Here is a 22,991-nt window from a genome sequence, read left to right as displayed (position 1 = left end):
GATTGTCTCTCTTGGCCCCGCATGCTTTGGTCGGCGTGCGGGGTCCTTTTTATTCCGAAACCGATCGCGGTTACTTGGTCGCGGTCGGATCGCCGTTCGCAGGCGCGGGTGTCGTCGACTTGAAGTTGCTCGACGCCCGGACCAGTTGTTCGGTCATCGCGGCGGCAACCGGATTCGCGCCGGACGACGAACTCCCCTGCCGGTACGAACCGGCGCTTGCCGGCATCGACGACATCGGCGGCGCGGGCAACGACGGGTCGAGCTTCGCCGATTCCCGGACGAGCGCGGCCGTCTCCGGCGTTTCGGATTTCGTCGTAGCGGTCGCGTGACGTTCCAGGCCGTCGCGCTTGCGCGGCGCACGTTGCGTGACCTGCGCCGGCGCGGCCGGCTGTGCCTGCTGGGCGGCCGGCGGCGGCGCTGGCGGGGTCGAATCCTGCGCATCGACCGTCACGACATTCACCTTCGGCGGCGGCGCACCCGGCTTCGTCACCGGCTGCGCTTTGTCGCTGACGACCGGTACAGCCGGGGCAGAAGGCGGCGCGGCGCTGACGCGCGCGGGTGCGGCCGGCGCAGGCGCCGGTGCGGGTGACGGGGGCGGAACCGCAGCCTGTTGCTGCGGCGCCGCGGCGGCGGGCGCCGGCGGCGCAATGGTGCCCTGCACCGCGTGATCGTTGTTCGCGGGCGCCACGGCAACCGGCGCGGCCGAATCGCCGATACCGGCGTCTTCGATCGCACGGTGGTCCGCGCGCAGGAGCATCACGTAGGCAGTGCCGGCCGCGGCTACCAGGAGCCCACCGGCGATCATCAAGGTCTTGCGGGTACTCGTCATGCTTGCTCACCGATCATGTCGACGTGAACAAGCCATCATACGCGGCCATCGGCCGGCGATCCCGCATGAATACATTTGGTTGCATTGTGCCGGGAGCCGCTCGGCGTGACGTTCGTCAGACGTATTGCCGCCCTGCTCCGGCCCGATCGAAGCGCCGCCTTTACTCCGGAAACGGCAATTCCGTCTGTCCGTCCGCACGCATGCCGAACGTGTTGAGCGTCATCGCGACAAGCGCGTAATAGCCGAGCAATGCAACGAGATTCACGACGGTTTCGTGGCCGAAGCGTGCTTGCGCACGTGAGAACGTCGCGTCGCTGACGCGCCGCGTATCGTACAGCTCGCTCGCGAACGCATGGATCAGCGCATCGTCGTCCGATTCGAATGCGGGTGCGACGCCAAGCCGGATCGCGTCGGCCGTCGCGGCCGGCACGCCCGCGTCGAGCGCGATCGGATGATGGATGTGCCACTCGGCCTGCGAGCGCCAGCGTGCAGCCGTCACGAGAATTGCGAGTTCCGACAGCCGCAGCGGCAGGCCCGTGCGATAGCGGCAGAACGCGCCGAGCTTCTGCGCGTGCTGCGCCAGCTCGGGGCTCGCGATCCAGCCGAGGAACGGCCCGTTCAGGTTGCCGCGCGGGCCGCTGAGAATGTCGGCCAGCACGGCTTTCTGCTCATCGGTGGCCGATGCGGGATCGAACGGAGGCAATCTGTTTGTCATGGCAAGGTCCGGACCAGGTTCGACGAAAAAGTTCATGCACCGGCCGACGCGAGCGCCGCGCCGAGCGCGCCCGACAGTCGCTCGACGATCGTATCGATCTGCTGCGCGGTGCTGATGAACGGCGGCGCCACCAGGATGTGATCGCCGTGGACGCCATCGATCGTGCCACCCATCGGATACACCATCAACCCGCGCTGCATCGCTTCGCGCTTGACCGCCGCATGCAGCTTCAGCGCGGGATCGAACGTCGCCTTGGTGTCGCGATCGCGCACGAGTTCGACGCCGACGAACAGCCCGCGGCCGCGCACGTCGCCGACATGCGGATGCGCGCCGTAGTGCTCGCGCAATGACGCCCGCAGTTGCTCGCCGCGCGCCTTCACGTTGTCGAGCAGCTTCTCTTCGGCGATCACGCGCTGTACTTCGAGCGCGGCCGCACACGCAGTCGCATGGCCGAGGTAAGTATGGCCGTGCTGGAAGAAGCCCGAGCCATCGACGATCGTCCGGTAGATGCGGTCGCTGACGAGCGTCGCACCGATCGGCTGATAGCCCGCGCCAAGCCCTTTCGCGATCGTCAGCAGGTCGGGCGCGATACCGTCTTCTTCGCACGCATACAGGTAGCCCGTGCGCCCCATCCCCGACATGATCTCGTCGAGGATCAGCAGCACGCCGTACTTGTCACACACCGCGCGAATCTGCTTCAGGTACGTGCGCACCGGCGGCACCGCGCCGGCCGTTGCGCCTACCACCGTTTCCGCGACGAATGCCGCAACGTTGTCCGCGCCGAGTTCGACGATCTTCCGTTCGAGCTCGTCCGCCAGACGCTGCGCGTACGCTTCGTCGGTTTCGCCCGATTGCCGGTCGCGGTACGCATAGCACGGGCTCACGTGGTGCGCCTCGATCAGCAGCGGCAGGAACGGCTCGCGCCGCCATGCGTTGCCGCCGATCGCGAGTGCGCCGAGCGTATTGCCGTGATAGCTCTGCCGCCGCGCGATGAAATGCCGGCGCTGCGGCTCGCCCTTCTCGACGAAATACTGGCGCGCGAGCTTCAGCGCGGCCTCGATCGCCTCCGAACCGCCCGACACGAAGTACACGTGTTCGAGGCCGGCCGGCGCGGCATCGACGAGCCGGTCGGCGAGTTCCTCGGCCACGTCGGTCGTGAAGAACGACGTATGCGCGTACGCCAGTTGCTGCGCCTGACGCTTGATCGCGTCGATCACGCGCTGATTGCTGTGACCGAGACACGACACGGCCGCGCCGCCGCACGCGTCGATATAGCGTTTGCCGGTGGAATCGATGATCTCGATGCCGTCGCCTGCAACGGCAACGGGCAAGGTGGCGCGCGGAGCGCGATGGAAAACGGTCGTCATGCGTTGCCTCATGGATCAGGACGCGTCGTGCGCGCGTCCGGACGGCACGATGCGCGTCGCGAAACGCTGCGTGCCGTGTTGGTGAATGGTGAAATCGATCGCGGCCGCACCGATCGCGAACACGGCGGTGGCCAGCGTGTTCTCGTCGTCGGGGTCGGCCGGGTCGTCGCGGTAGATCGGCAGCCCTTCCGGCGCGCGATCGCCGAGCACGCCCAGCAGCGCGGCTTCGTCGATCGTGTCGATGCCGGGCGTCAGCGCGTCGACGCGGCGCTGGCGGTCGGCCGACGATTGCGTGACGATCTGTGCTTGCGCATCGCAACCGGGATGCACGAGATGGTTCGCATGGCCCGCGAGCCGTGCGACGTCGACGACCGAGCAGCGCGCAACGCTCGCTTCGATGCTCAGCAAGCGGCCATCGCCGGTCGCGCCGAGCGTGTGATGAAAGCCGCTTGCGCGTGCATGCGCGCGCAATACGTCGGCCGCCGCATCGAGCGACGTCGCGTCGAGCACCGCACGCGCGAGGATCATGCGCGGCACGCCCGGCGCCGGCGTACGGATTCGCAGGTTGTTGATCGCTTGCGCGATACCCGCCCGGTTCGCGGCAAACGTATGGCCCGGCAGCGAACCGGGGTAATAGAAACTGATGAAACCCGGCTTGCCCGCCGGCTGCACGTCGACGAGCAGGCACCGCTCGCGCAGGAACGGATCGCCGTCCTCGTTGTGCGCGATCCAGCGTGTGCCGTTGGCGTCGCGCGCGGCGAGCGTCGTGCAGCCGTCCGGCGCGTGGTGGATCAGCTCGCCACGGCAGTTCCACAGGAAAATGTCGTCGGCCGGCCAGCCGATGCCCGCCGCGATCCCGTCCAGTTCCGCGACGAGATCGGGGGACGCGGCCAGCGCGGCCTGCCGCAGCGCAGCGACGAACGGATGGCCGCGCCAGCGGCGCACGGCCTGCCACGCGCTGCTCTGCTGCATGTACGTGTCGAATACGGGGCGGGCGAGTTCGCCGAGGCGCACGCCGATGTCGAACGGCGCACCGGCGATGACGGGGGAAAGGGAAAGCGGCATGTCGGCCATTTCGGTTTGGTTCAGGACACGTGTTTCAGGAATTCCTTCAGGCGCGGCGTCGGCGGCCGGTCGATCAGGTCGACGGGATGGCCGTCCTCGGCGATGCCGCCCTGATCCATGAACAGCAGCCGCGTACCGACCCGCTTCGCAAAGCCGATCTCGTGCGTGACGACGATCATCGTCATCCCTTCAGTCGCGAGATCCTGCATCACCTTCAGCACTTCGTGGCGCAATTCCGGATCGAGCGCCGACGTCGGCTCGTCGAACAGCATCAGCCGCGGCCGGATCGCGAGCGCACGCGCGATCGCGACGCGCTGCTGCTGGCCGCCCGACAGTTCCGACGGATAGTGATTCGCGCGCGATTCGAGGCCGACCTTGTCGAGCAGCGCCATCGCCTGGTCGCGCGCGTCGGCGCGCGATGCGCCACGCACCTGGATCGGCCCGAACATCACGTTCTCGAGCGCGGTCATTTGCGGAAACAGGTTGAACTGCTGGAACACCATCCCGGCTTCGAGCCGGATGTTGCGGATCGCCGTCGCGTTGCCGCGCACGCTCTGGCCGTCGACGAGCAACTCGCCGCCGGTGATTTTCTCGAGCGCGTTGATACAGCGCAGCATCGTCGACTTGCCCGACCCGGACGGGCCGATCACGACGACCACCTCGCCCGCGTCGATCTTCAGGTCGATATGCTTCAGCACCGGCACGTGGCCGAAGCTCTTCGACACGTTCTGGAATTCGATCATGCTCATAAGATGCTCCAGTCAACGCTGAAATTTTTGGCAAAGCGGAAAGAAGCGTTGTCGACAGACAGCTTCTTCCACGGACCAGCATAACCGGCATGATTCTTGTCTATCGCTGCCGGGTGAAGTCGCTCAACGGCCTCCTGAACCAGCAGAGCCGCGCGGTGAACGACGTCTGGAACTTCTGCAACGACACGCAGAAGCACGCGCTCAAGTGGAACAACATGCGGACGCGCATCGCCGGTTGTGGGAATTGCTCCGCCTCGGGGAAGCAGGGACGTCAAAGGATCCGCATCCTCTTCTCGACGAGCCGCAGCGTCAACGTCATGGCGCCGGTCAGCAACAGGTAGATGACCGCCACGGCGCTCCAGATCTCGACCGCCTGGAAATTGCCCGCGATGATTTCCTGCCCCTTGCGCGTCAGTTCGCCAACGCCGATCACGATGAACAGCGACGTGTCCTTGAGGCTCACGATGCACTGGTTGCCGAGCGGCGGAATCAGCCGCCGGAACGCGAGCGGCCCGACCACCTTCAGCAGCACGCGCGGCATCGACAAGCCCATCGCGAGCCCCGCTTCCGTCAACCCCTTCGGGATCGACAGCAGCGCGCCGCGCACCACTTCCGCGAGATACGCGCCGGAATTCACCGTGATCGCGATGATCGCGGCCGTCAGGCCGTCGATGCGGATATGCGCGAGCAACGGCAGCGCGAAGTACAGGAACATCACCTGCACGACGATCGGCGTGCCGCGGATCAGTTCAATATAGACCTGGACGAGCACGTTCATCGCCTTCGGTCCGTATGCGCGGAACATCCCCGCGACCATCCCGACGATGAAACCGCCCGCCAGCCCGAAAAATGCGATGAACACCGTCAACCGGACCCCGTCCATCAGGTCCGGCAACGCCGCCCAGATCGCCGACCAATCGAAATTCACTTGTCGCTCCCCGTTCGATTCAAGACCGGCGCGGCCGCCCGGCCGCGCGCTGTTGCCGCGTCACGCTCACATCTTCGGCGGTTCGGCACCGAACCACTTCTTGTAGATCTGCGCGTAGCGGCCGTCGGCCTTGATCTTCACGAGCGACGCGTTGACCTTCGGCACGAGCGGGCTGCCCTTCGGGAAACCCATCCCGTACTTGTCGCCGCTGACCGGCTGGCCCGCGACTTTCACCTTGCCCTTGCCTTCGTTGTTCACGAAGAACAGCACGTTCGGCGTGTCGTGCATTGCCGCGTCGACGCGGCCGGCCTCGAGCGCGAGATACGCCTGGTCGATGTTCGGGAACTGGCGGATCTCCTTCGGCTTCAGGTGCGCCTTGATCCAGTCGATCGTCGCGGTGCCCGTCTTCGCGGCGATCACCTTGCCGTTCAGGTCGTCGATCGACTTGATCGACGTGTTGCCGGCCTGCACCATCGCCGCAAGGCCGCTGTCGTAATACGGCGCGGAGAAGTCGATCGCCTTCTTGCGCTCCTCCTTGATCGTCATCCCCGACAGCGCGACGTCGATGTTCTGCGTCTGCAGCGCCGGGATCAGCCCCGCGAAATCCATCGGCTGGATCGTGTATTTCCAGCCCTGGTCCTTCGCGATCTCGGCCCACAGGTCGAGATCGAAGCCGACGTACTTGTCGCCCTGCTTGAACTCGAACGGCATGAACGACGTGTCGGTCCCGACGACGAGCGTCTTGGTGTCCGCGTGCGCGATGCTGGCGCCGAGCGCGACGGCGACCGCGACGGCTTTCAGGAAGGAACGGCGACTCATGGTTTCTCTCCGCATGATTGAGCGATGTAACCGGCCAGCCGGCCGGCGGTAACGACGACATCAAGCCGCACCGCAACATGCGATGTCGAATTAGACCTTAGTGCAACAAGTGTTGTCAATGGCGATACTACGACAACAAAAAAGTCCGCAACGGGTAAATGCATCGAGACAAACCCGAGCCGCGTGGGGCGGATTGATCGGAGGAAACGGGAGAACGGTCGGGCGAGGCATGCAGACCGGCGCACGACTCGCGGGTACGCGCAAGGCGGGAGCGTGCAGAAGGGATCGTGGTGGCTGGCGCGGGTCGCGGACGGCGGCGCGCGCCAGCTGTCAAACGAAGGCGACGCGCCATGCGCCGCCCGCGCATTCGTTCGCGCGGACGGTCAGCGGTTCAACAACGCGTGTCCCGCCAACCGTCGGCCCGATTCAACGCGTGTTGCGGAAGGGGTTCGCCGGCGTCGCCCGGCGACGCGGCGGTGCAGCGTCGATCACGCCGCCACCCCACTCGCCTGATGCGACACGAGCCGCGCATACGCGCCCTGCCGCGCCATCAGGTCCGCGTGGCTTCCGGCTTCGATCACGCCACCGCGCTCGATCACGAGGATCAGGTCGGCATTGCGCACGGTCGACAGCCGGTGCGCGATGATGATCGACGTGCGCTGCGTCATCAGGTCTTCCAGCGCCGCGCGGATCTGCTGTTCGCTGATCGTGTCCAGATGGGACGTCGCCTCGTCGAGGATCAGCACCGGCGCATCCTTCAGGAACGCGCGCGCGATGGCCACGCGCTGGCGCTGACCGCCCGACAGCTGCACGCCGCGCTCGCCGACGCGCGTCGCGAGCCCGTCCGGCAACCGTGCGACGAAGTCGCCGAGCGCCGCGTGGTCGATCGCGCGCTGCACGTCCGCGTCGGACGCGTCGTTCCCGGCGAGCCGGATGTTCGCCTCGAGCGTATCGTTGAACAGGTAGGTATCCTGCGCAACCAGCGCAATGTGCTGCCGCAAGTCGTCGAGCCGCAGGTCGCGCAGGTCGACGCCGCCGAGCGTCACGCGGCCCTGCTGCGGATCCCAGAAGCGCAACAGCAGGCTCGCGACCGTCGACTTGCCGGCGCCTGATGCGCCGACCAGCGCGACCGTGCTGCCGGGCGGCACGTCGAAGCTCACGCGGTCGATCGCGGGCACGCTGCGGCCCGGATACGTGAACGATGCGGACTCGAAACGCACCGCCGGATTGCCGGGCATCGCGTGCGTGCCGTCCGTCACGGTCACGGGCTCCTTCTCCAGCGCGCGCAAGCGGCGCGTCGACGCAATCGTGTCGGCAAGCTGGCGCGCGACCTGGCCGATTTCGGCCACCGGCATGAACGCCGCCACCGCAACCAGCACCAGCAGCGGCAACGATTCGCGCGGGAACCAGCCGCGTGCGCACAGCAGCGCACCGAGCGCCGCGACGGCCAGCCCGCCGAGCCCGCTCGCGACTTCCAGCGCGGCGCTTTGCGTCGACAGGTCGTCGAGCAGCTTCGCGCGCTGCTGGCGGTACGCATCGACCTCGGCCAAGAACGCTGCCCGCCGGCGCGCGATCGCCTGGAACGCGGTCAGCTCTGCAAGCCCCTGGATCGTTTCGGTCAGGTGTGCACCGAGCTGGCCGAGCGCTTCGCGCGCGCCGGTGCCGAGCCGGTCGACATCGCGCCGGGCCAGCACGGGCGCGAGCCCGGCCCACAGCAGGAACGGCAGCAGCACGAGCGCGAGCGGCCACGCGACCGAGGCCAGCAACACCAGCACGCCGGCCGGCACGAGCACCGCGACGAACGCCGGCGCCAGCGTGTGGGCATAGAAATATTCGACGGTTTCGACGTCCTGCGTCGCGAGCGACACGAGATCGCCGGAGCGGCGGCGCAGCAGCCCGGCCGGCGCGAGGCGTTCGAGCGTCGCGAACAGCGCGATGCGCATTTCCGCGAGCAGCCGGTATGCCATGTCGTGCGCAAGCCACGATTCGAGCCAGTGCAGCACGGCCGCCACCGGCGCGATCACGAGCAGCGCGGTGACGAGCGCCGGGCTCACCCGGCCGGACGACACCGCGCCGACCACCATCGCACCGATCACGCCGACGCCGATGAACGCGAGCACGCGGCCGATCCCGAACAGCACGGTCAGCGCCACCTTGCCCTTCCACGGCTGCACGAAGCGCAGCAGCGTCCGCAACGTTTCCGGCCAGCCGATCGTCGCCGCGTCGTCGTTCAGCGGCCGCACCTGCGGGCCCGACGACGCGCGCGCGGTCGCCCCCCCGGCCGTCGCCGTCGCGCCGACGGATTCGGCGACCGCCTCCAGTTGCGGCCCCATCAGCCGGCGATACGGACCGTCGCGCGCGATCAGCGCCGCGTGCGTGCCTTCATCGACCACCTGCCCCTGGTCGAGCACCAGGATGCGGTCGGCGCCGATCACGCTGGACAACCGGTGCGCGAGCACGAGCGTCGTGCGGCCGCGCGTGAGCCGGTCGAGCGCCTGCTGGATCAGCGCTTCGTTTTCCGCATCGACCGACGACAGCGCCTCGTCGAGCAGCAGGATCGGCGCATCGCGCAACAGCGCGCGGGCAATCGCAATACGCTGGCGCTGGCCGCCCGACAGCATGAGCCCGCGTTCGCCGATGCGCGTCGCGTAGCCGTCGGGCAGCGCCGAGATGAAATCGTGCGCGTTGGCGGCGCGCGCGGCCGCGATCATGTCGGCATCGCTCGCGTCGGGGCGGCCGAGCCGCAGGTTGTCGGCGACGCTGCCGTCGAACAGCGTCGCATCCTGCGCGACAACCGCGATCATGTCGCGCACCTGGTCGTCATCGAGCGCGCGCACGTCGTGGCCGCCGATGCGGATCGCACCGCCCTGCGCATCGTGCTGGCGCAGCAACAGCCGCACGATGGTCGACTTGCCCGCGCCGCTCGGCCCGACGATCGCGACCGTTTCGCCTTCGCGCACCGTGAAGCTCAACGCCGCATGCGCATCCGCGCGGCGCCCCGGATACGCGAAGCTGACGTCGTCGAACGCGATCTCCGGCCGCAGCCCCGTCACGCGCGGCGCGTCGGCTGCCGGCGCCTGGCTACCCGCGTCGAGCAGCGCATGGATCGCATTCGCCGCAGACTGGCCGATCATCCCCTGGTGCAGCACCGCGCGCAGGTCGCGCAACGGCCGGAAGATTTCGCTGCCGGCCATCAGCACGATCAGCAATGCTTCGAGACTCATGTCGCCATGCCGCACGCGCCACGCACCCACCGCGATCGCCGCGGCCGCGCCGAGACCCGTGCCGAGATCGGTGAAGAGCCGCGTCAGCAGGCCGAGCGCGAGCACCCAGAACGTGCTGTCGGACAGCGCGCGCGCCTTCGCGGCCAGCTTCGCGCCGAACGCGGTGCTCTGCCCGAACGCCTTCAGCGTCGGCAAGCCCTGCACCGCGTCGAGAAACTCCTCGCCGAATGCCTTGAACGCGGCCGACCGTGCGAGCGCCGCGCGCTTGTCGGCACGATGCACGAGTTGCGGCAGCGCGAGCGTCACGAGCGCCGCGACCAGCAGGATCGCGGCCGTCGGCACGTCCCACCATGCGAGCACCGCGAAGATCATGACCGGCGCGCACGCGGCGATCACGAGCTGCGGCAGGTAGACGCCGAAGAAGGTTTGCAGCTGCTCGACGCCGTCGACGACGGCCAGCATCACACCGCCCGTGCGTTCGCCGCTGAACCACGCGGGGCCGAGCGCGGCGATCCGGTCGAACAGCCGTGCGCGCAGCGTGGCCTGCACGCGTCCGGCCGTGTGTTGCGCGAGCACGGTGCGGCGATGATCGAGCCACGCGCGCAGCAGCACGCAGGCCGCCGTTGCAACGACGGCTGCGCCGATGCTGCGTACCGGCGCACCGGTAAAAACCAGCGCCAGCACGCGGCCGAGAAATACGAAACGCAGGATGCCGACACCCATCGCGACGAGCCCGAGCGCGACTGCCGCGGCTACCCGCCAGCGCAGTCCCGCCATCATTGCCCATAGTCGTCGGTCGAAATACATGAAGCCCTCCGGTCGGTGTTTCGTTGAGTTGTTTTCTTGACCGGATCGAGGCTACCCGCGCCACCCGCGCGCGGCAAAAGATGATTTTTCAACGGGTGTTGAGTCAACTACAATACCCGCCATGTCGCATCTTCCCCCCCTTAGCGCACTGCGTGCTTTCGAGGCGGCCGTCCGCCTCGGCGGGTTCGCGCGCGCGGCGGCCGAGCTGAACGTGTCGACCAGCGCGGTCAGCCACCAGATCCGCTCGCTCGAGGAATCGCTGGGGGCGCGGCTGCTCGAACGCAGCACCGGGCTTGGCGGCATCGGGCTCACGCCGGCCGGCGCACGCCTGCTGCCGGCCGTCAGCGATGCGTTGTCGCGCCTGACCGATGCCTGCGCCGAGATTCGCGGCACCGCACAACGGTTGACCGTCTCCGCCAACGCGCCGTTTTCGTCGATGTGGCTCGCGCGGCGCCTTGCGGAATTCTCTTCACTTCATCCCGAAACGCCGCTGCATGCCGTCGTGCTCGACGACGAGCCGGATTTCGCACGCAGCGGCGTCGATCTGGCGATCGTGCACGTGCCCGCGCACCGGCTGCGGGCCGACGACGACATGCTGATGCGGGAAACCGTGTTTCCGGTCTGCAGCCCCGAACTGTTTCCGTACGCATCTGGGCACGTGTGCCGCTCGCGGCTCCTGCAGGAAATGCACGAGGACAGCCCGGAGATCGACTGGCGCAACTGGGCATCCGACTTCGGCCTGCCCGGCGATTTCGAAACGAAGATCGTGCGTTACAGCAGTTTCAGCCAGGTGATCGGCGCGGCGGTCGGCGGCGCGGGCATCGCGCTCGGCCGCGTGCCGCTGATCGAGCCCGAACTGCGCAGCGGGCGTCTGGTGCCGCTGGTGCCGGGCCTCGCACGCGATGCGTCGTGGTGCTTCGTGCTGCGCCGCCATCCGTCGACGCGGCACCGGCTGCTCGACCCGTTGATCGCGTTCCTGCGCAGCGAAGCGCAGGCACCGCCGTTCGTCGCGAAGATGGTTGCGCCCGCATCCAACGACAGTCACGCCCGCGGCGCGGGCGGCGCCTGACGGGTGACGGGTGACGGGTGACGGGTGACGGGTGACGGGTGACGGGTGACGGGTGACGGGTGACGGGTGACGGGTGACGGGTGACGGGCCGGCATATGAAGCCGGCCCTCGCCTTCGCCGAACGCCCGCTTACGGCGTGGCGAAGAACAGCGCGACGACGCACGCCATCCCGCCAAACCACACGAGCGAACGCAGCGACGCCCAGTTCAGCAGGTACATCAGCGCATAGACGATGCGGATCGCGACGAACGCCATCGCAAGCTGGTCGACGCGATGCACGTTCGCGCCGTTGTGCCACGCCACCACCAGCGCGGCCGTGAACAGCGCAAGCGCTTCCCACGCATTCTGATGCGCGGCCTGCGCGCGTGCGCGCCAGCCTTCGAGCTTCGCCAGGTAATCGCGCGGCGCGCGGTTGTCGTAGCCCTTGCGGGCCTTGGCCAGGAACGTCATCGGGAACGGCAACAGCGCCACGATGAACAGGCACAGCTGGGACGTCGTCATCTAAGTCTCCTCCGTTATGATTACATTGATCAATGACAAGATCGCCGAGAGCTTAGCATTGCGCCGCGCTGTTCGCGCACCGGTTTTCTAGACGGGGGACTCGGCCACGCGGGCCTCGGGCGGCCGCGACCGGCCTGCTTGATCACCCCAATTTCCACCAAATCGTCGACAAATACGTTAATTAAAACTGGTCGAACACCAATAAGATAGCGCTCAACACTGGCTTGACGCGCTATCGCGCGCCAGCCTGCCGTTTCAATCCGCGCCGCCGCGCACCGAACGACATCCGACCCGAGCCATCGCCATGCCCCGTCCCATCGTCGCCCATATCCGCCCCGAAGCCGTCCGCCACAATCTCGATTTCATCCGCCGCACCGCCGCGCAATCGCGTGTGTGGGCCGTGATCAAGGCCAACGCGTACGGCCACGGCATCGAACGGATCTACCCGGGCCTCGCGGCCGCCGACGGCATCGCGCTGCTCGATCTCGACGAAGCCGTGCGCGTGCGCGAACTCGGCTGGGACAAGCCCGTGCTGCTGCTCGAAGGGATCTTCGAGCCGGCCGACGTCGAACTGGCCGATCGCCATCGGCTGACGGTCAGCGTGCACTGCGACGAACAGCTCGACCTGCTGATCGCCGCGAAGCCGCAGCAGCCGATCGACATCCAGCTCAAGATGAACTCCGGGATGAACCGGCTCGGCTATCGGCCCGACGTGTTCCGCGCCGCATGGGAACGCGCGGCAAGCGCACCGTCGATCGGCAAGATCACGCTGATGATGCATTTCGCGAACGCCGACGAAGGCGAGGTCGACTGGCAGCTCGACCAGTTCGACGCGACCACGGCCGGGATTCCGGGCGAGCGCTCGGTGTCGAATTCGGCGGCCGTGCTGTGGCATCCGCGCGCGCACCGCGACTGGGTGCGGCCCGGCACGATCCTGTACGGCGCATCGCCGACGGGCGCGTCGCGGCATATCGCCGACACGCCGCTGATGGCCTCGATGACGCTGACGAGCAAGCTCATCGGCGTGCAGACGCTGTCGCCGGCGGAAACCGTCGGCTACGGCCGCCGCTTCACGACCGACCAGCCGATGCGGATCGGCGTGGTCGCATGCGGCTACGCGGACGGCTATCCGCGCCACGCGCCGACCGGTACGCCGATCGCGGTGGACGGCGTGATGACACGCGTCATCGGCCGCGTGTCGATGGACATGCTGACCGTCGACCTGACGCCGTGCCCGAACGCGGGCATCGGATCGAGCGTCGAGCTGTGGGGTGACCAGGTGAAGGTGGACGACGTCGCGGAAGCCAGCGGCACGATCGGCTACGAGCTGATGTGCGCGCTCGCGCCCCGCGTGCCGGTCGTGATCGTGCCGCCCGGCGTGTCGGCCGTGGAGCCGGCGCGGCGGACCGGGAGCTACGGCCGCTGATCCACGTCGACGCGGCGGCGCGCTGTCGTGTCGCCGTGCGTGCCGCACGCCTTGCTTGCGGGCCGCCTCGGGTGGCCCGTTTGCTTTCCGGCGCAGCGGCACCGCATGCGAGCCAAACCGGCAAAACCAACGAAATCGCGTGACGTTCCTTCCGAACCGCACGCTGCCCGCTTGCGCCGACGCGTCACGAACGCCACGTCGGCTGGCGCTTTTCGAGAAACGCGTCGATCCCCTCGCCCGCATCCTCTTCCATCATGTTGCGCGCCATCACGTCGCCCGCATACGCATAGGCTTCGTCGAGCGGCAACTCGCGCTGGCGATAGAACATCTGCTTGCCAAATCGCACCGCGGCCGGGCTCTTCGCGACGATCTCCGCGACCTTGCGCGCGACGGCCGCATCGAGCGCGTCCTCGGGCACGGCCTCGTTGACGAGCCCCCACGCGGCGGCCGTCGCCGCATCGACGAAACGCCCGGTCACGAGCATGTCGAACGCGCGCTTCGCGGCGACGTTGCGGCTCAACGCGACGGCCGGTGTCGAGCAGAACAGCCCGACGTTGATGCCCGATACCGCGAAGCGCGCGGTATCGGCGGCGATTGCAAGGTCGCACGCGGCAACGAGCTGGCAGCCGGCCGCCGTCGCGATGCCGTGCACGCGCGCGATCACCGGCACTGGCAATGCGCGCATCGCGAGCATCACGCGGCTGCACTGCGCGAACAGCGTGCGGTAGTAGTCGAGTTCGGGCCGGCTGCGCATCTGCCGCAGGTCGTGGCCCGCGCAGAACGCCTTGCCTTCGGCGGCCAGCACGACGCAGCGCACGTGCGGATCGGCCGCCAGCGTATCGAACGCATCGTGCAGGCTCGCAAGCATCGCCTCGGACAACGCGTTGAACTGCTGCGGGCGATTCAACCGCAGCGTGACGACGCCGTCGTGCGCGTCGCGCAACAGGATCGGCTCGGCAGTCTCGTGATCGGGTTCCATGATGTTCCACTCGGCGGCGTTCGGCAGGATTCGGTGCGGCACGAACGGACGGCCACGGCATGCGTCCGTTCGCAGCATCGTGACGAAATGGTCCTCCACATTCCGTGTGACGTCCAGTCATGTGCCACTCGTCTTGCGGCCCGCCGTGCCGCAAAGGCGGCCGTCGCACAGGCGACGCATCCGAGCGCCGCGACCGCCCGCAGCGCGTCGCTCCGATCCGGCAACAGGATCGTCGCGGCGCCTGCAATGGCCACGCCGGACAAGCTTCCGGCCTGCCTCGCCGCATTGAGGCCCTCCGATGCCGCGCCCGCCGCGTCCGCGGGCACCTGTTCGAGCACGGTCGCGATCATCGGCGCTACCGACAACGCGGCCCCGGTGCCGAATGCGATCAACGCCGCCCGGACCACCGGCCACGGCGCACGCAGCGCGAGTGCGGCGGCGACCGAAGCCGTCGTCGTCGAATTTGCGACCGCCGGGCCTTCCGCCCGGTAGCGGGCTTCCGCGTCAGCGCGCGACCGGCTGGCGCCCGCCGCGCCACGCGCGCACACCCGACCACAGGTGCCCGACGCCCGCGCCGAAAAAGACGGCGCCCATCGCGCCGAAGATCAGCACGTCGCCCCAGATCGCGCCGAACGTATTCAGCTGTGCGGTCATCCTGGGCTCGTCCGGCGCGTAGCGCACCTCGACCGTCGCGCCGTCCTGCTCGCTGACCAGGCCGCCCTGCGCATATTCGACATGCTCGCCCGCGAGCGTCGTGAACGCGATCTCGGGATGATGCTTGCCGGCGTTCAGCTTGATGACGCGGCCCGGCACGACGACCGACGTTCGCAGGAATTCGCGCGTCGACTGCGCGTACAGCGCGATGCCGATCAGCAGGCCCGCTCCGACCAGGGTAAAAAGGACGCCTTTCGCGATCAGCGTCTCCGTGCGCGGCTTGGCGGCGCCTTCGGATCGGGACACCATCTCGCTCACCTCACGGGCGCGACTGATAGAACGACACGTCGATCTTCGACTGCGACTTGCAACGGTACATCACGCCGCGCCCCGTTTCGTCGGTCACGCCTTCGTACGGGCCGTTGCAGCCCATGACCTTGTATTGCGCGAACGGAATGCGCTTGCCGTCGGTCGGCCGGACCAACACCGGGATGCGCCCCGTCGGGCCATCGCCGACGATACGCACGAGTATCATGCGCGCCGGATCGATCGGCGCGGCGGAACGCATGAAAATCGTGCGTCCCTGCGCGTCGGTCGCGCCTTCGACTTCGAGTTCCCGGTTGTCCAGGGATGCGCTCGTATAGAGCGCGAATGCATAGCGCGTGTTCGGCAGCGCCTGCTTCGTCGCGGGATCGTGCAGCACGAAATAGCACCCGTTGGCGCCCTTCCCGGCCGTTGCCTGCCCGTCGACCTGCGTGGGATTGCACGTGTACGACGAACCGTTGCCGACGGCAGCCTGCTGTGCATGCTGCTGCGCGGTGCCGGCGCATCCGCCTGCCAGCGCGGCCACCAGCGTCACGCATGCGCCGCGCACGAGCGCTGCCCGGTCGATCCTGGTTGTCATTGGAATCCTGTTCCTGATTGCGATGGATGCCGGGCGTGCTGCGCATGACGCGCAGGCACGCCGCCCTCGGCATCCGGCAGGATACGGACATCGCGGCGCACTGTAAATCGTTGCGCCCGCAATCGGCCGCGCGGTGCCGCTACCCGTCGCTACCCGTCGCTACCCGCCGCTCGCGACGCGCGCGATCGTCTGCCGCAGCCAGACGTGCGCGGCGTCGCCATGCCGGCGTTCATGCCAGTGCTGCGCAAACTCGAACGGATCGATCGGGAACGGTGGCTCGAACACGCGCAGGCGCGCGTCGTCGCGCACGCGATCGAGGTTCCGGCGCGCGACGGTCAGCACGAGATCCGTGCCGGCGATCAAGTCGTTGGCGACGCCCCAGAACGGCAGGATCACCGCAATGTGCCGCTCGCGCCGCAGCCGTGCGAGCGCGCGATCGACCTCGTTGTCCATGCCGTCGCGCATCGCGACGAGTGCATGCGGCCGCGCGAGCCACGCGTCGAGCGCGAGTTCACCGCGGCGCGGCAGGCGGCTCGCGTCGGCCACGCACGCGAACGATTCGACGAACAGCGGCTGCGCATGCAGGTCGCGCTGCAATGCAGGCAGCACGCCGAGTGCAAGATCGACCTCGCCATCCATCAGCTGCATGCGCATCGCCTCGCGCGTGGCCTGCGACACGATCAGCTCGATGCCCGGCGCGTCGGCGCGCAACGTCTTCACGAGCGTGGGCAGCACGATCCGCGCGCCGTAATCGGACATCGCGATCCGAAAGACGCGCGTGGCCGCGGACGGATCGAACGCCGGCGGCTCGATCAATGCGCCGAGCCGGCCAAGGACGTCGTTCAGCGGCTCGACCAGCTCGTTCGCCCGTGCAGTCAGCTCGAGCCGGCCTGCGCGCCGCACGAGCAGCGGATCGCCGAAAATCTCGCGCAGCCGCGCGAGCGCATGGCTCACGGCCGGCTGGCTCTTGTGCAGCCGGGTCGCCGCGCGCGAGATGTGACGCTCGCTCAGCAGCACATGCAGCGTGACGAGCAGGTTCAGGTCGATACGGGCGAGGTTATTCATGGGGCGAATATGAAGCATCCGAAAGACGAATTTCCATTCGCCATCTTAATGGATGACAATCTTTTCGACACCCTTTCAAGACCGACCAAGATGACGACTTCGCTTTCCTTCGCCACCCTTCCGCTCGCCGTCGCGGCTTTCGTCGCCGGCGCGCTCGTACCGCTGCAGGGCGGCAGCAATGCCGCGCTCGGGCGGGCGCTCGGCCACCCGCTATGGGCCAGCGTCGCGTCGCTGACGGTCAGCCTGCTCGCGGTACTGCCGGTGCTGCTGGCGACGCGCGCGAACGCGCCGCTCGTCGGCGAAGCGCTGCAGCGCCCGCTGTGGATGTGGCTCGGCGGCCTTGCGGGCGTGATCTACATCACGCTCGCGCTGATCCTGACGCCACGGCTCGGCGCGACGACCTTCATCGTCTGCGTCGTGGCCGGACAGATGCTCGCGTCGCTGCTGATCGATCACTACGGGCTGATGGGCCTCGCGCAACGGCTCGCGACGCCCGGCCGCATCGCGGGCGTCGCGCTGATCTTCGCGGGCATGATCGTCGTGCAATGGCAGACGCCCGCGCCGGTTCCGGCGCGCAGCGCGGCGGCCGCGCAACCCGAACCGCAGCATTGACGGCGACGGTGACGGGCCCGCTGCGGCCGGACGTGCGTCAGCCCGCGAGCTTCTTCAGTGCGTCGAGCACCGCGTCGCCCTTGAACGGCTTCACGATCCAGCCCTTCACGCCGGCGGCCTTGCCGCGCTCCTTCATCGCCGGGCTGCTTTCGGTCGTCAGCATCACGACGTTGACCGTCGCGTTCGCCAGTTCGCCGCGGATCTTCTCGACCATCGTCAGGCCGTCCATGTTCGGCATGTTCACGTCGCTGATCACGAGGCGCACGCCGGGCGTCGCCTTGAGCTTCGCGAGCCCGTCCTTGCCGTCGACGGCCGTCGCGACGTCGAGCCCGTGATTGCGCAGGAAGCCCGCGACTTCGTCGCGCACCGTGCCCGAATCGTCGACCACCAGAATCTTTGCCATGTCGTATTCCCCTTTCCTTGTTGCTGACTTCAAAACAGTTCGAGTTCGCCCGATTCGACCATCGGCCCCACGTCCTGCACCGATTCGCGGAAATCCTCCGGCGACCAGCTCAGGCTGAACACGAAACGCTGGTCGAGGCAGACCGAGCGCCCCGATTGCGGATCGGTCATCCGGTACTTGAAACAGAGCTGCGGACAGTCGCCGCCGAACGAGATGAACTTCTGCTTGTGATTGACGACGAGCGGCACCTGCACCGGATGGCGCGCCAGTGCCTCGGCGTCGCCGAGATAGCGGTTCTTGAACGCGCCCCACACGAGGTTCGTCAGTTCGCCGAGCACGCTGTTCACGTCGCGGAAATCCGGCGCTCGGCCGTCGTCGCGGGTGCCGCCGATCATGTCGAGCAGCGGCTGCTCGCTCGTCTGCAGCAGCATGTAGCCGCGGCACCATGCGCTTTCGAGCGCGATCAGGCTGAACACTTCGCCGAAGATGATCTGGTCGCGGACGATGCACGGCGTGTCGTGCTCGATCGTCATGCCCGGGAACAGGCTGTCGATGCGCGCCTCGGTGATCTCCGAAATGCCGCGCACGAGCGCGTTCGGATAATCGCGGCCGAACAGGTATTCGTCGATTGCGCGCTTGAGCGGCGTCATGTCGTCGGCGACGTACGCCGCGCACGCGACGCGCGCGAGCGCATCCGGCAGCCCGTCGCGCGACGCGAGCGATTCGCGGCGCAGGATGATCGGCAATTCGGGGCGCAGCGCATCGATCTGCGTCGCGATGATCGCGCTCTCGGCCGGCGAGCCGCCGTAATCCTCGGCCAGCAGGATCGCGCCGAGATCGATGTTCGAACGCAGCACCTTCAGCAGCCGGCTGCGCCGCACGGTCAGGCCGACCAGGTTGTGCTCGTCGCAGAAGCGCTTGATCGCTTCGGCATGCATGCGGCTGTCGTCGAGGACGAGCACCTTGCTGACGGGTTGGTCTTCGGTCATCTCAAGATTTCCTGATGGTCGGTCAGAACAGTTCGAGCTCGCCGCCGGAATCCACCGTCGCCGTTTCCGGCACATGGAAATCGACCGGCGCGTTCGCGCACACGCACAGCGTCGCACCGACCCGCACGTCGCCATCGAGCGTCAGGTCGTATGCCGCCACGTAATCGGGGGCGAGCGCGGGCATGTAGTCGATGCTCGCACCGCTCAGCAGATACGGCGTCGACATCCCGAGATCGGGAAACGGCGTGGTCAGCGCCTGGTTGATCGCGCCGCAGCACAGGTTCGCAACTTCCATGAACGCTTCGGGCAGCGGCCGCTGGCTGCTCGTGCCCGCCGTCGTGCCGGCGAAATGGCGGCGGGTCGCGTCGTCGTCACTGAAGCGCAGCGCGAGCAACAGGCGGAAATGCAGCGCGGAGATCGTCAGCACCGTGACATGCTCGGGCACCTTCGGCTTCGAGCGCGGCCGCGCAGACGAGCGATCGGGCCCGTCATGTTCGTGGCCGGCGGACGGCCGGATGTCGCACGCGCCGCCGGACGCGAGCCGCGTACGCGCCGCGTCGAAGAAGATCCGTTCGAAGCCTGCCTTCGCCTGCTCGCTGATCACGCCGCCTCTCCTTCGATGCGCGCGTGCAACTGCCCGGCCAGCGTCTCGACGGTCGCGAGCGCGGCCGTGATCATCTTGCCGCCGGCCTGGATGTCCTGGAACGTCGCGGCCGTCACGAGATCGTTGCGGTTCAGGCTGTCGCGATAGCTGTTCGACAATTGCTGCGAGCGCGCGGCCAGCCCGCGCACCTCGCTCGCGACGATCGAGAAGCCGCGCCCGGCCGACCCTGCGCGGGCGGCCTCGATCGATGCGTTGAGCGACACGATCGACACGTGCGCGACGATCGCCGACAGCTCCAGGTTCTTCGTGCGCATGTCATGGTTCTGCGTGGTCAGCGAGATCATCTGCTCGTGCCAGCGCTCGAACGTGCCGGCGAGCCCGCGCAGCCGCGCGGCTTCGTCGGCGATCTTCATCGCATGCTGCGCGAGTGCGGCGCGGTCGGCCGACAGCGCCTGCAGCGCATCGCGCTGCGTGCCGGCCGCGGATACCTCGCTCGCGAGCGCGTCCTGAAGCTGCGCCTCACGGTGCGCCCACGCGTCGGCCGCCTCCGCATGCGCCGACACCGCCTCTTCCGCACGTGCGTCGGCTGCGTCGAGCGCGCCGCGCAACGTATCCGCATCGCGCTCCAGCGCAGCGACGAGCCGTGTGCGCGTCACGCGGAACACGACGGCCGCCACCACCGCGACCACCACGCCGCCCGCCAGCGCGGCGGCCATCTGAATCATCCAAGCCTGCACGATCACTTCGTCACTCCGCTGCGCCGATATCCGCGATGCGCGCACGCGGCTCGTGCACGGTGCCGTGAGCGGCACCATCTGCCGCGAAACGCGCCGGCAGCGACACGATCGTCTCGAACGCGCGATACGGCGCGCCGGCGCGATCGTCGGTGAAGCGCAGCGCGATGTCGCCGCCATCGCGTTTCAGGAAGTTGCGCACCGCGTCCATGCCGACGCCGCGCCCCGACACTTCGGTCACCGTTTGCGCGGTCGAGAAGCCCGGCCGGAAGATCAGCTCGGCAACGTCTTCGTCGGACAGCGCCGCTTCGTTGCCGGCATCGATCCAGCCGCACTCGCGCGCAATCCCGCGAATCCGGTCGAGCGCGAGGCCGCGGCCGTCGTCGCCGAGCACGAACCACAGCTCGCCGCCGCCCACGCCCACCGCGATGTCGATCGTGCCGGACGCCGCCTTGCCGGCCGCGCGCCGCTCTTCGGACGATTCGATGCCGTGGTCGATCGAATTGCGCAGCAGGTGCATGAACACGTTCTTCAGCGTCGCGGCGATCTCGCTGCGCACGCGCTGGCCGTGGCTGTCGATATGCACGACGGGCGCCGGCTTGCCGAGTTCGGCCGCGAGCGACGGCAGCGACTCGATCACGCCGCCGAGCGCGTCGCCGATGCCCTGCGTGCCGAGCTGGCTCAGCATGCGGCGCACGGCATCGCGTGCCGCGTGCCAGTCGGACGCGTTCGCCGGATCGGCGCCGTCGAGCACGCGCAGGCTCTCGCTGATGTGCGCGCGTTCGACCATCAGGAAGTCGGCGCCGTCCTGCACCGGTTCGCCGCTGCGGCCGAGCGTGACCGCATTGATCGTCGCGTAGTGTTCGACGGCGTCGCGCACCCGCGCCAGGTCGTCCATCAGCGCGTCGCGGTTCCACTCGGGGCCACCGTCCGCGCGGCGCAGCGATTCGTACGCCTGCTCCGCTTCGTGGACGATGTTCGTCAGGTGCTGGAGGCTGTACGTCCGCGCATTGCCCTTGATCGTGTGCATGTTGCGGAACAGCGCCGCGACGATCGAATGATCGGCGCGCTCGTGCTGGCGGATCATCCGTTCGTTCTCGCTGAGGAAGCCCTTCGCGCTGTGCACGAAGTCGTGGAACTTGTCCTGGCTGATCGACAGGATCTCGCCGATCATCTCGAGGCGGCGCTGCTGCTCGCCGGCCTGCGCGGTCAGCTCGCGGATTTCGGTCACGTCGCGCACGCACAGCATCAGGCGCACGACCGTGTCGGTCTCGTCGGTGATCGCCGACCAGCTCAGGTCGAGCCACTTCTCGCGGCCGTCGGGCATCCGCTTCGCGACTTCGTTGACGAGCAGGTGCTCGTTGAATTCGAAGTTCATGCTGTCTTCGCCGAGGCACGCATGCACGGCCGCATCGACCTGCGAGCGCGCATCGGCGCCGATCGCCGAATCGTCGAACACGAGCGCCATCAGGTCGCGGCCAGCGATGTCGTTCGTCTCGAAGATGGTTTCGAGGTACGCCGAATACTCCGCATGCACGACACCGCCCTCGACGACGGTCAGGATCCCCTGCTGCATGTTCTGCAGCATCGCCTGGATGTCCGCCGTCTTCTGCTTGAGCTGCGCGGCGTTCTCCTGGATCTTCTCGATCATCCCGTTGAACGCGACGATCGAATGGCCGATTTCGTCCATCCGGCCCACCGGCACGCGGCGCGTGAAATCCTGGCTCGTCGCGATCTCGCTCATCGCCGTCTGCATCCCGATCAGCGGGCGCGTAATCTGGCGATACAGCACGAAGCCGAGCGCGGTCAGCAGCACGATCACCGTGCCGGCGACGCCTGCGATCGCGGTCGCCGTGGTTGCGAGCATCCCGTTCAGCGCGCTGATCGCATCGTCCTTCTGGCGGTTCTTCTCGACCCGCAGCGTGTCGACGATGCTTTCGAGTTCGTCGCGATACTGCGCGACGTTCGCGAACAGGTACGCCTGCGCCATCTCGGCCTTGCCGTCCGCCTTCATCTTCACGGTGTCGTCGATCGCCGCGAAATAGTTCGCGACGCTGTCCTTCGCCTGCGTGACGAGGCCTTCCTGTGCGCGGCCGACCGCCGATTTCGCCTGCACGTCGAGCGCGGCGCGCAGCGCGGCCTGCTTCGCCTTCAGCTCGTCGCGCGCCTGCGCGGCGGTGTTCGCGTCGGGCGCGTAGACGAGCGTCATCGTCGCGATCTGGATGTTCTTCACATCGGCGACGAGATCGGCCGACGCGAGCGCGCTCGGCACGATGCCCTGGGTGACCTGACGCACCTCGGACGCGCTCTTGCGTGTCTGGTACACGGCATAGATGCCGATCGCGGACAGCGCGAAGAACGTCAGGACGACTAGCAGCGTAATGCGATGACGGATGGTCATGAGTACAGCTCCCCGCAGCGATCCGGCTTCGATCGCCCTTTGGTCTATTGAAAGAATGTGAGCGCCGAATTATCGGGGATGGTGTATGACTGTCCGATGACCGAAAATCAATCGGTCATTGACGAAAATGAAATGAATAATTGCGAC

22 protein-coding genes and 1 pseudogene are annotated in these 22,991 nt (G+C 67.8%); 5 read left to right on the top strand and 18 right to left on the bottom strand.

The window, feature by feature from the left end; genetic code table 11:
• Positions 1–70: 70 nt before the first annotated feature.
• The 5 genes from OHZ10_RS24825 to glnQ form a co-directional block, all read right to left on the bottom strand.
• Positions 71–829, bottom strand: a complete 759-nt coding sequence (locus tag OHZ10_RS24825; RefSeq protein ID WP_342705958.1) for an extensin — start codon at positions 827–829, stop codon at positions 71–73.
• Between the two features lie 160 nt (positions 830–989).
• Complete coding sequence (locus OHZ10_RS24820; RefSeq protein WP_059237089.1) at positions 990–1,544, bottom strand: carboxymuconolactone decarboxylase family protein; 555 nt, start codon at positions 1,542–1,544, stop codon at positions 990–992.
• Positions 1,545–1,576: 32 nt separating this feature from the next.
• Positions 1,577–2,911 (bottom strand): aspartate aminotransferase family protein, encoded by a 1,335-nt coding sequence (locus OHZ10_RS24815; RefSeq protein ID WP_059237090.1) that lies wholly within the window; start codon positions 2,909–2,911, stop codon positions 1,577–1,579.
• Positions 2,912–2,926: 15 nt separating this feature from the next.
• Entirely contained in the window at positions 2,927–3,976 is a 1,050-nt protein-coding gene (locus OHZ10_RS24810; protein ID WP_174991894.1) for a C45 family autoproteolytic acyltransferase/hydolase, read from the bottom strand.
• A 20-nt stretch (positions 3,977–3,996) separates the two neighbouring features.
• Positions 3,997–4,725, bottom strand: a complete 729-nt coding sequence (gene glnQ / locus OHZ10_RS24805) for a glutamine ABC transporter ATP-binding protein GlnQ (protein ID WP_174991895.1) — start codon at positions 4,723–4,725, stop codon at positions 3,997–3,999.
• 89 nt (positions 4,726–4,814) lie between these two features.
• Here glnQ and OHZ10_RS24800 point away from each other — a divergent pair.
• Positions 4,815–4,937 (top strand): annotated as a pseudogene (locus tag OHZ10_RS24800) (RNA-guided endonuclease InsQ/TnpB family protein); the annotation flags it as partial.
• A 59-nt stretch (positions 4,938–4,996) separates the two neighbouring features.
• Here the strand turns inward: OHZ10_RS24800 and glnP are convergent.
• The 3 genes from glnP to OHZ10_RS24785 all read right to left on the bottom strand — a co-directional run bounded on the left by glnP (position 4,997) and on the right by OHZ10_RS24785 (position 10,503).
• On the bottom strand, positions 4,997–5,653 hold the full coding sequence (glnP, locus tag OHZ10_RS24795; RefSeq protein WP_059237092.1) for a glutamine ABC transporter permease GlnP: 657 nt from the start codon (positions 5,651–5,653) through the stop codon (positions 4,997–4,999).
• Between the two features lie 66 nt (positions 5,654–5,719).
• On the bottom strand, positions 5,720–6,472 hold the full coding sequence (gene glnH / locus OHZ10_RS24790; RefSeq protein WP_256086527.1) for a glutamine ABC transporter substrate-binding protein GlnH: 753 nt from the start codon (positions 6,470–6,472) through the stop codon (positions 5,720–5,722).
• Positions 6,473–6,960: 488 nt separating this feature from the next.
• Positions 6,961–10,503: an ABC transporter ATP-binding protein gene (locus tag OHZ10_RS24785; RefSeq protein ID WP_342705957.1), complete on the bottom strand. Its 3,543-nt coding sequence runs from the start codon at positions 10,501–10,503 to the stop codon at positions 6,961–6,963.
• Between the two features lie 121 nt (positions 10,504–10,624).
• Between OHZ10_RS24785 and OHZ10_RS24780 the strand changes: the two genes are divergently transcribed.
• The gene (locus OHZ10_RS24780; RefSeq protein ID WP_059237095.1) at positions 10,625–11,572 is read left to right on the top strand and encodes a LysR family transcriptional regulator; all 948 of its coding nucleotides are present in this window, start codon (positions 10,625–10,627) and stop codon (positions 11,570–11,572) included.
• Positions 11,573–11,701: 129 nt separating this feature from the next.
• Here OHZ10_RS24780 and OHZ10_RS24775 read toward each other — a convergent pair whose 3' ends face one another.
• Complete coding sequence (locus tag OHZ10_RS24775; protein WP_059237096.1) at positions 11,702–12,073, bottom strand: MAPEG family protein; 372 nt, start codon at positions 12,071–12,073, stop codon at positions 11,702–11,704.
• Between the two features lie 304 nt (positions 12,074–12,377).
• On the opposite strand from OHZ10_RS24775, the gene alr reads away from it, so the two are divergent.
• On the top strand, positions 12,378–13,499 hold the full coding sequence (gene alr, locus OHZ10_RS24770) for an alanine racemase (protein WP_174991898.1): 1,122 nt from the start codon (positions 12,378–12,380) through the stop codon (positions 13,497–13,499).
• Between the two features lie 184 nt (positions 13,500–13,683).
• Here the strand turns inward: alr and OHZ10_RS24765 are convergent, their stop codons facing one another.
• Complete coding sequence (locus tag OHZ10_RS24765; RefSeq protein ID WP_256086529.1) at positions 13,684–14,478, bottom strand: enoyl-CoA hydratase; 795 nt, start codon at positions 14,476–14,478, stop codon at positions 13,684–13,686.
• A gap of 246 nt (positions 14,479–14,724) precedes the next feature.
• On the opposite strand from OHZ10_RS24765, the gene OHZ10_RS24760 reads away from it, so the two are divergent.
• Positions 14,725–14,970: a hypothetical protein gene (locus OHZ10_RS24760; RefSeq protein ID WP_340625095.1), complete on the top strand. Its 246-nt coding sequence runs from the start codon at positions 14,725–14,727 to the stop codon at positions 14,968–14,970.
• Between the two features lie 12 nt (positions 14,971–14,982).
• On the opposite strand, the gene OHZ10_RS24755 is transcribed toward OHZ10_RS24760, so the two are convergent.
• The 3 genes from OHZ10_RS24755 to OHZ10_RS24745 all read right to left on the bottom strand — a co-directional run bounded on the left by OHZ10_RS24755 (position 14,983) and on the right by OHZ10_RS24745 (position 17,101).
• Positions 14,983–15,441 carry a DUF3592 domain-containing protein gene (locus OHZ10_RS24755; RefSeq protein ID WP_059240752.1) on the bottom strand — a complete coding sequence of 153 codons (459 nt, stop codon included), beginning with the start codon at positions 15,439–15,441 and terminating at the stop codon, positions 14,983–14,985.
• Positions 15,442–15,451: 10 nt separating this feature from the next.
• Positions 15,452–16,036: a hypothetical protein gene (locus OHZ10_RS24750; RefSeq protein ID WP_256086532.1), complete on the bottom strand. Its 585-nt coding sequence runs from the start codon at positions 16,034–16,036 to the stop codon at positions 15,452–15,454.
• A gap of 159 nt (positions 16,037–16,195) precedes the next feature.
• Positions 16,196–17,101 (bottom strand): LysR family transcriptional regulator, encoded by a 906-nt coding sequence (locus OHZ10_RS24745; protein WP_256086533.1) that lies wholly within the window; start codon positions 17,099–17,101, stop codon positions 16,196–16,198.
• 90 nt (positions 17,102–17,191) lie between these two features.
• Between OHZ10_RS24745 and OHZ10_RS24740 the strand changes: the two genes are divergently transcribed.
• Entirely contained in the window at positions 17,192–17,713 is a 522-nt protein-coding gene (locus OHZ10_RS24740) for a DMT family transporter (protein ID WP_059237101.1), read from the top strand.
• A 37-nt stretch (positions 17,714–17,750) separates the two neighbouring features.
• Here OHZ10_RS24740 and OHZ10_RS24735 read toward each other — a convergent pair whose 3' ends face one another.
• The 5 genes from OHZ10_RS24735 to OHZ10_RS24715 are packed head-to-tail and all read right to left on the bottom strand — an operon-like array spanning position 17,751 to position 22,844.
• Positions 17,751–18,116, bottom strand: a complete 366-nt coding sequence (locus tag OHZ10_RS24735) for a response regulator (protein ID WP_031401467.1) — start codon at positions 18,114–18,116, stop codon at positions 17,751–17,753.
• A gap of 29 nt (positions 18,117–18,145) precedes the next feature.
• Positions 18,146–19,105 carry a chemotaxis protein CheX gene (locus OHZ10_RS24730; RefSeq protein ID WP_059237102.1) on the bottom strand — a complete coding sequence of 320 codons (960 nt, stop codon included), beginning with the start codon at positions 19,103–19,105 and terminating at the stop codon, positions 18,146–18,148.
• A 22-nt stretch (positions 19,106–19,127) separates the two neighbouring features.
• Positions 19,128–19,709 (bottom strand): hypothetical protein, encoded by a 582-nt coding sequence (locus OHZ10_RS24725; RefSeq protein WP_059237103.1) that lies wholly within the window; start codon positions 19,707–19,709, stop codon positions 19,128–19,130.
• Entirely contained in the window at positions 19,706–20,434 is a 729-nt protein-coding gene (locus OHZ10_RS24720; protein ID WP_059240753.1) for a methyl-accepting chemotaxis protein, read from the bottom strand. The genes OHZ10_RS24725 and OHZ10_RS24720 overlap by 4 nt, the downstream gene beginning before the upstream one ends.
• A 22-nt stretch (positions 20,435–20,456) precedes the next feature.
• Positions 20,457–22,844, bottom strand: a complete 2,388-nt coding sequence (locus tag OHZ10_RS24715) for an MCP four helix bundle domain-containing protein (protein ID WP_342705956.1) — start codon at positions 22,842–22,844, stop codon at positions 20,457–20,459.
• Between the last annotated feature and the right edge of the window lie 147 nt (positions 22,845–22,991).

Origin of the sequence: Burkholderia arboris (assembly GCF_038723655.1) — a bacterium.
Lineage (GTDB): Bacteria > Pseudomonadota > Gammaproteobacteria > Burkholderiales > Burkholderiaceae > Burkholderia > Burkholderia arboris.
The sequence above is the reverse complement of the archived record's forward strand: the minus strand, read 5'-3'. Positions and strand labels throughout refer to the sequence as shown.

What these genes read in the sequence shown, in the direction of transcription:
- OHZ10_RS24825 (WP_342705958.1), bottom strand. Translation starts at nt 829, where the DNA reads ATGACGAGTACCCGCAAGACCTTGATGATCGCCGGTGGGCTCCTGGTA.
- OHZ10_RS24820 (WP_059237089.1), bottom strand. Translation starts at nt 1,544, where the DNA reads ATGACAAACAGATTGCCTCCGTTCGATCCCGCATCGGCCACCGATGAG.
- OHZ10_RS24815 (WP_059237090.1), bottom strand. Translation starts at nt 2,911, where the DNA reads ATGACGACCGTTTTCCATCGCGCTCCGCGCGCCACCTTGCCCGTTGCC.
- OHZ10_RS24810 (WP_174991894.1), bottom strand. Translation starts at nt 3,976, where the DNA reads ATGCCGCTTTCCCTTTCCCCCGTCATCGCCGGTGCGCCGTTCGACATC.
- glnQ (WP_174991895.1), bottom strand. Translation starts at nt 4,725, where the DNA reads ATGAGCATGATCGAATTCCAGAACGTGTCGAAGAGCTTCGGCCACGTG.
- glnH (WP_256086527.1), bottom strand. Translation starts at nt 6,472, where the DNA reads ATGAGTCGCCGTTCCTTCCTGAAAGCCGTCGCGGTCGCCGTCGCGCTC.
- OHZ10_RS24785 (WP_342705957.1), bottom strand. Translation starts at nt 10,503, where the DNA reads ATGTATTTCGACCGACGACTATGGGCAATGATGGCGGGACTGCGCTGG.
- OHZ10_RS24780 (WP_059237095.1), top strand. Translation starts at nt 10,625, where the DNA reads ATGTCGCATCTTCCCCCCCTTAGCGCACTGCGTGCTTTCGAGGCGGCC.
- OHZ10_RS24775 (WP_059237096.1), bottom strand. Translation starts at nt 12,073, where the DNA reads ATGACGACGTCCCAGCTGTGCCTGTTCATCGTGGCGCTGTTGCCGTTC.
- alr (WP_174991898.1), top strand. Translation starts at nt 12,378, where the DNA reads ATGCCCCGTCCCATCGTCGCCCATATCCGCCCCGAAGCCGTCCGCCAC.
- OHZ10_RS24765 (WP_256086529.1), bottom strand. Translation starts at nt 14,478, where the DNA reads ATGGAACCCGATCACGAGACTGCCGAGCCGATCCTGTTGCGCGACGCG.
- OHZ10_RS24760 (WP_340625095.1), top strand. Translation starts at nt 14,725, where the DNA reads ATGGCCACGCCGGACAAGCTTCCGGCCTGCCTCGCCGCATTGAGGCCC.
- OHZ10_RS24755 (WP_059240752.1), bottom strand. Translation starts at nt 15,441, where the DNA reads ATGGTGTCCCGATCCGAAGGCGCCGCCAAGCCGCGCACGGAGACGCTG.
- OHZ10_RS24750 (WP_256086532.1), bottom strand. Translation starts at nt 16,036, where the DNA reads ATGACAACCAGGATCGACCGGGCAGCGCTCGTGCGCGGCGCATGCGTG.
- OHZ10_RS24745 (WP_256086533.1), bottom strand. Translation starts at nt 17,101, where the DNA reads ATGAATAACCTCGCCCGTATCGACCTGAACCTGCTCGTCACGCTGCAT.
- OHZ10_RS24740 (WP_059237101.1), top strand. Translation starts at nt 17,192, where the DNA reads ATGACGACTTCGCTTTCCTTCGCCACCCTTCCGCTCGCCGTCGCGGCT.
- OHZ10_RS24735 (WP_031401467.1), bottom strand. Translation starts at nt 18,116, where the DNA reads ATGGCAAAGATTCTGGTGGTCGACGATTCGGGCACGGTGCGCGACGAA.
- OHZ10_RS24730 (WP_059237102.1), bottom strand. Translation starts at nt 19,105, where the DNA reads ATGACCGAAGACCAACCCGTCAGCAAGGTGCTCGTCCTCGACGACAGC.
- OHZ10_RS24720 (WP_059240753.1), bottom strand. Translation starts at nt 20,434, where the DNA reads ATGATTCAGATGGCCGCCGCGCTGGCGGGCGGCGTGGTGGTCGCGGTG.
- OHZ10_RS24715 (WP_342705956.1), bottom strand. Translation starts at nt 22,844, where the DNA reads ATGACCATCCGTCATCGCATTACGCTGCTAGTCGTCCTGACGTTCTTC.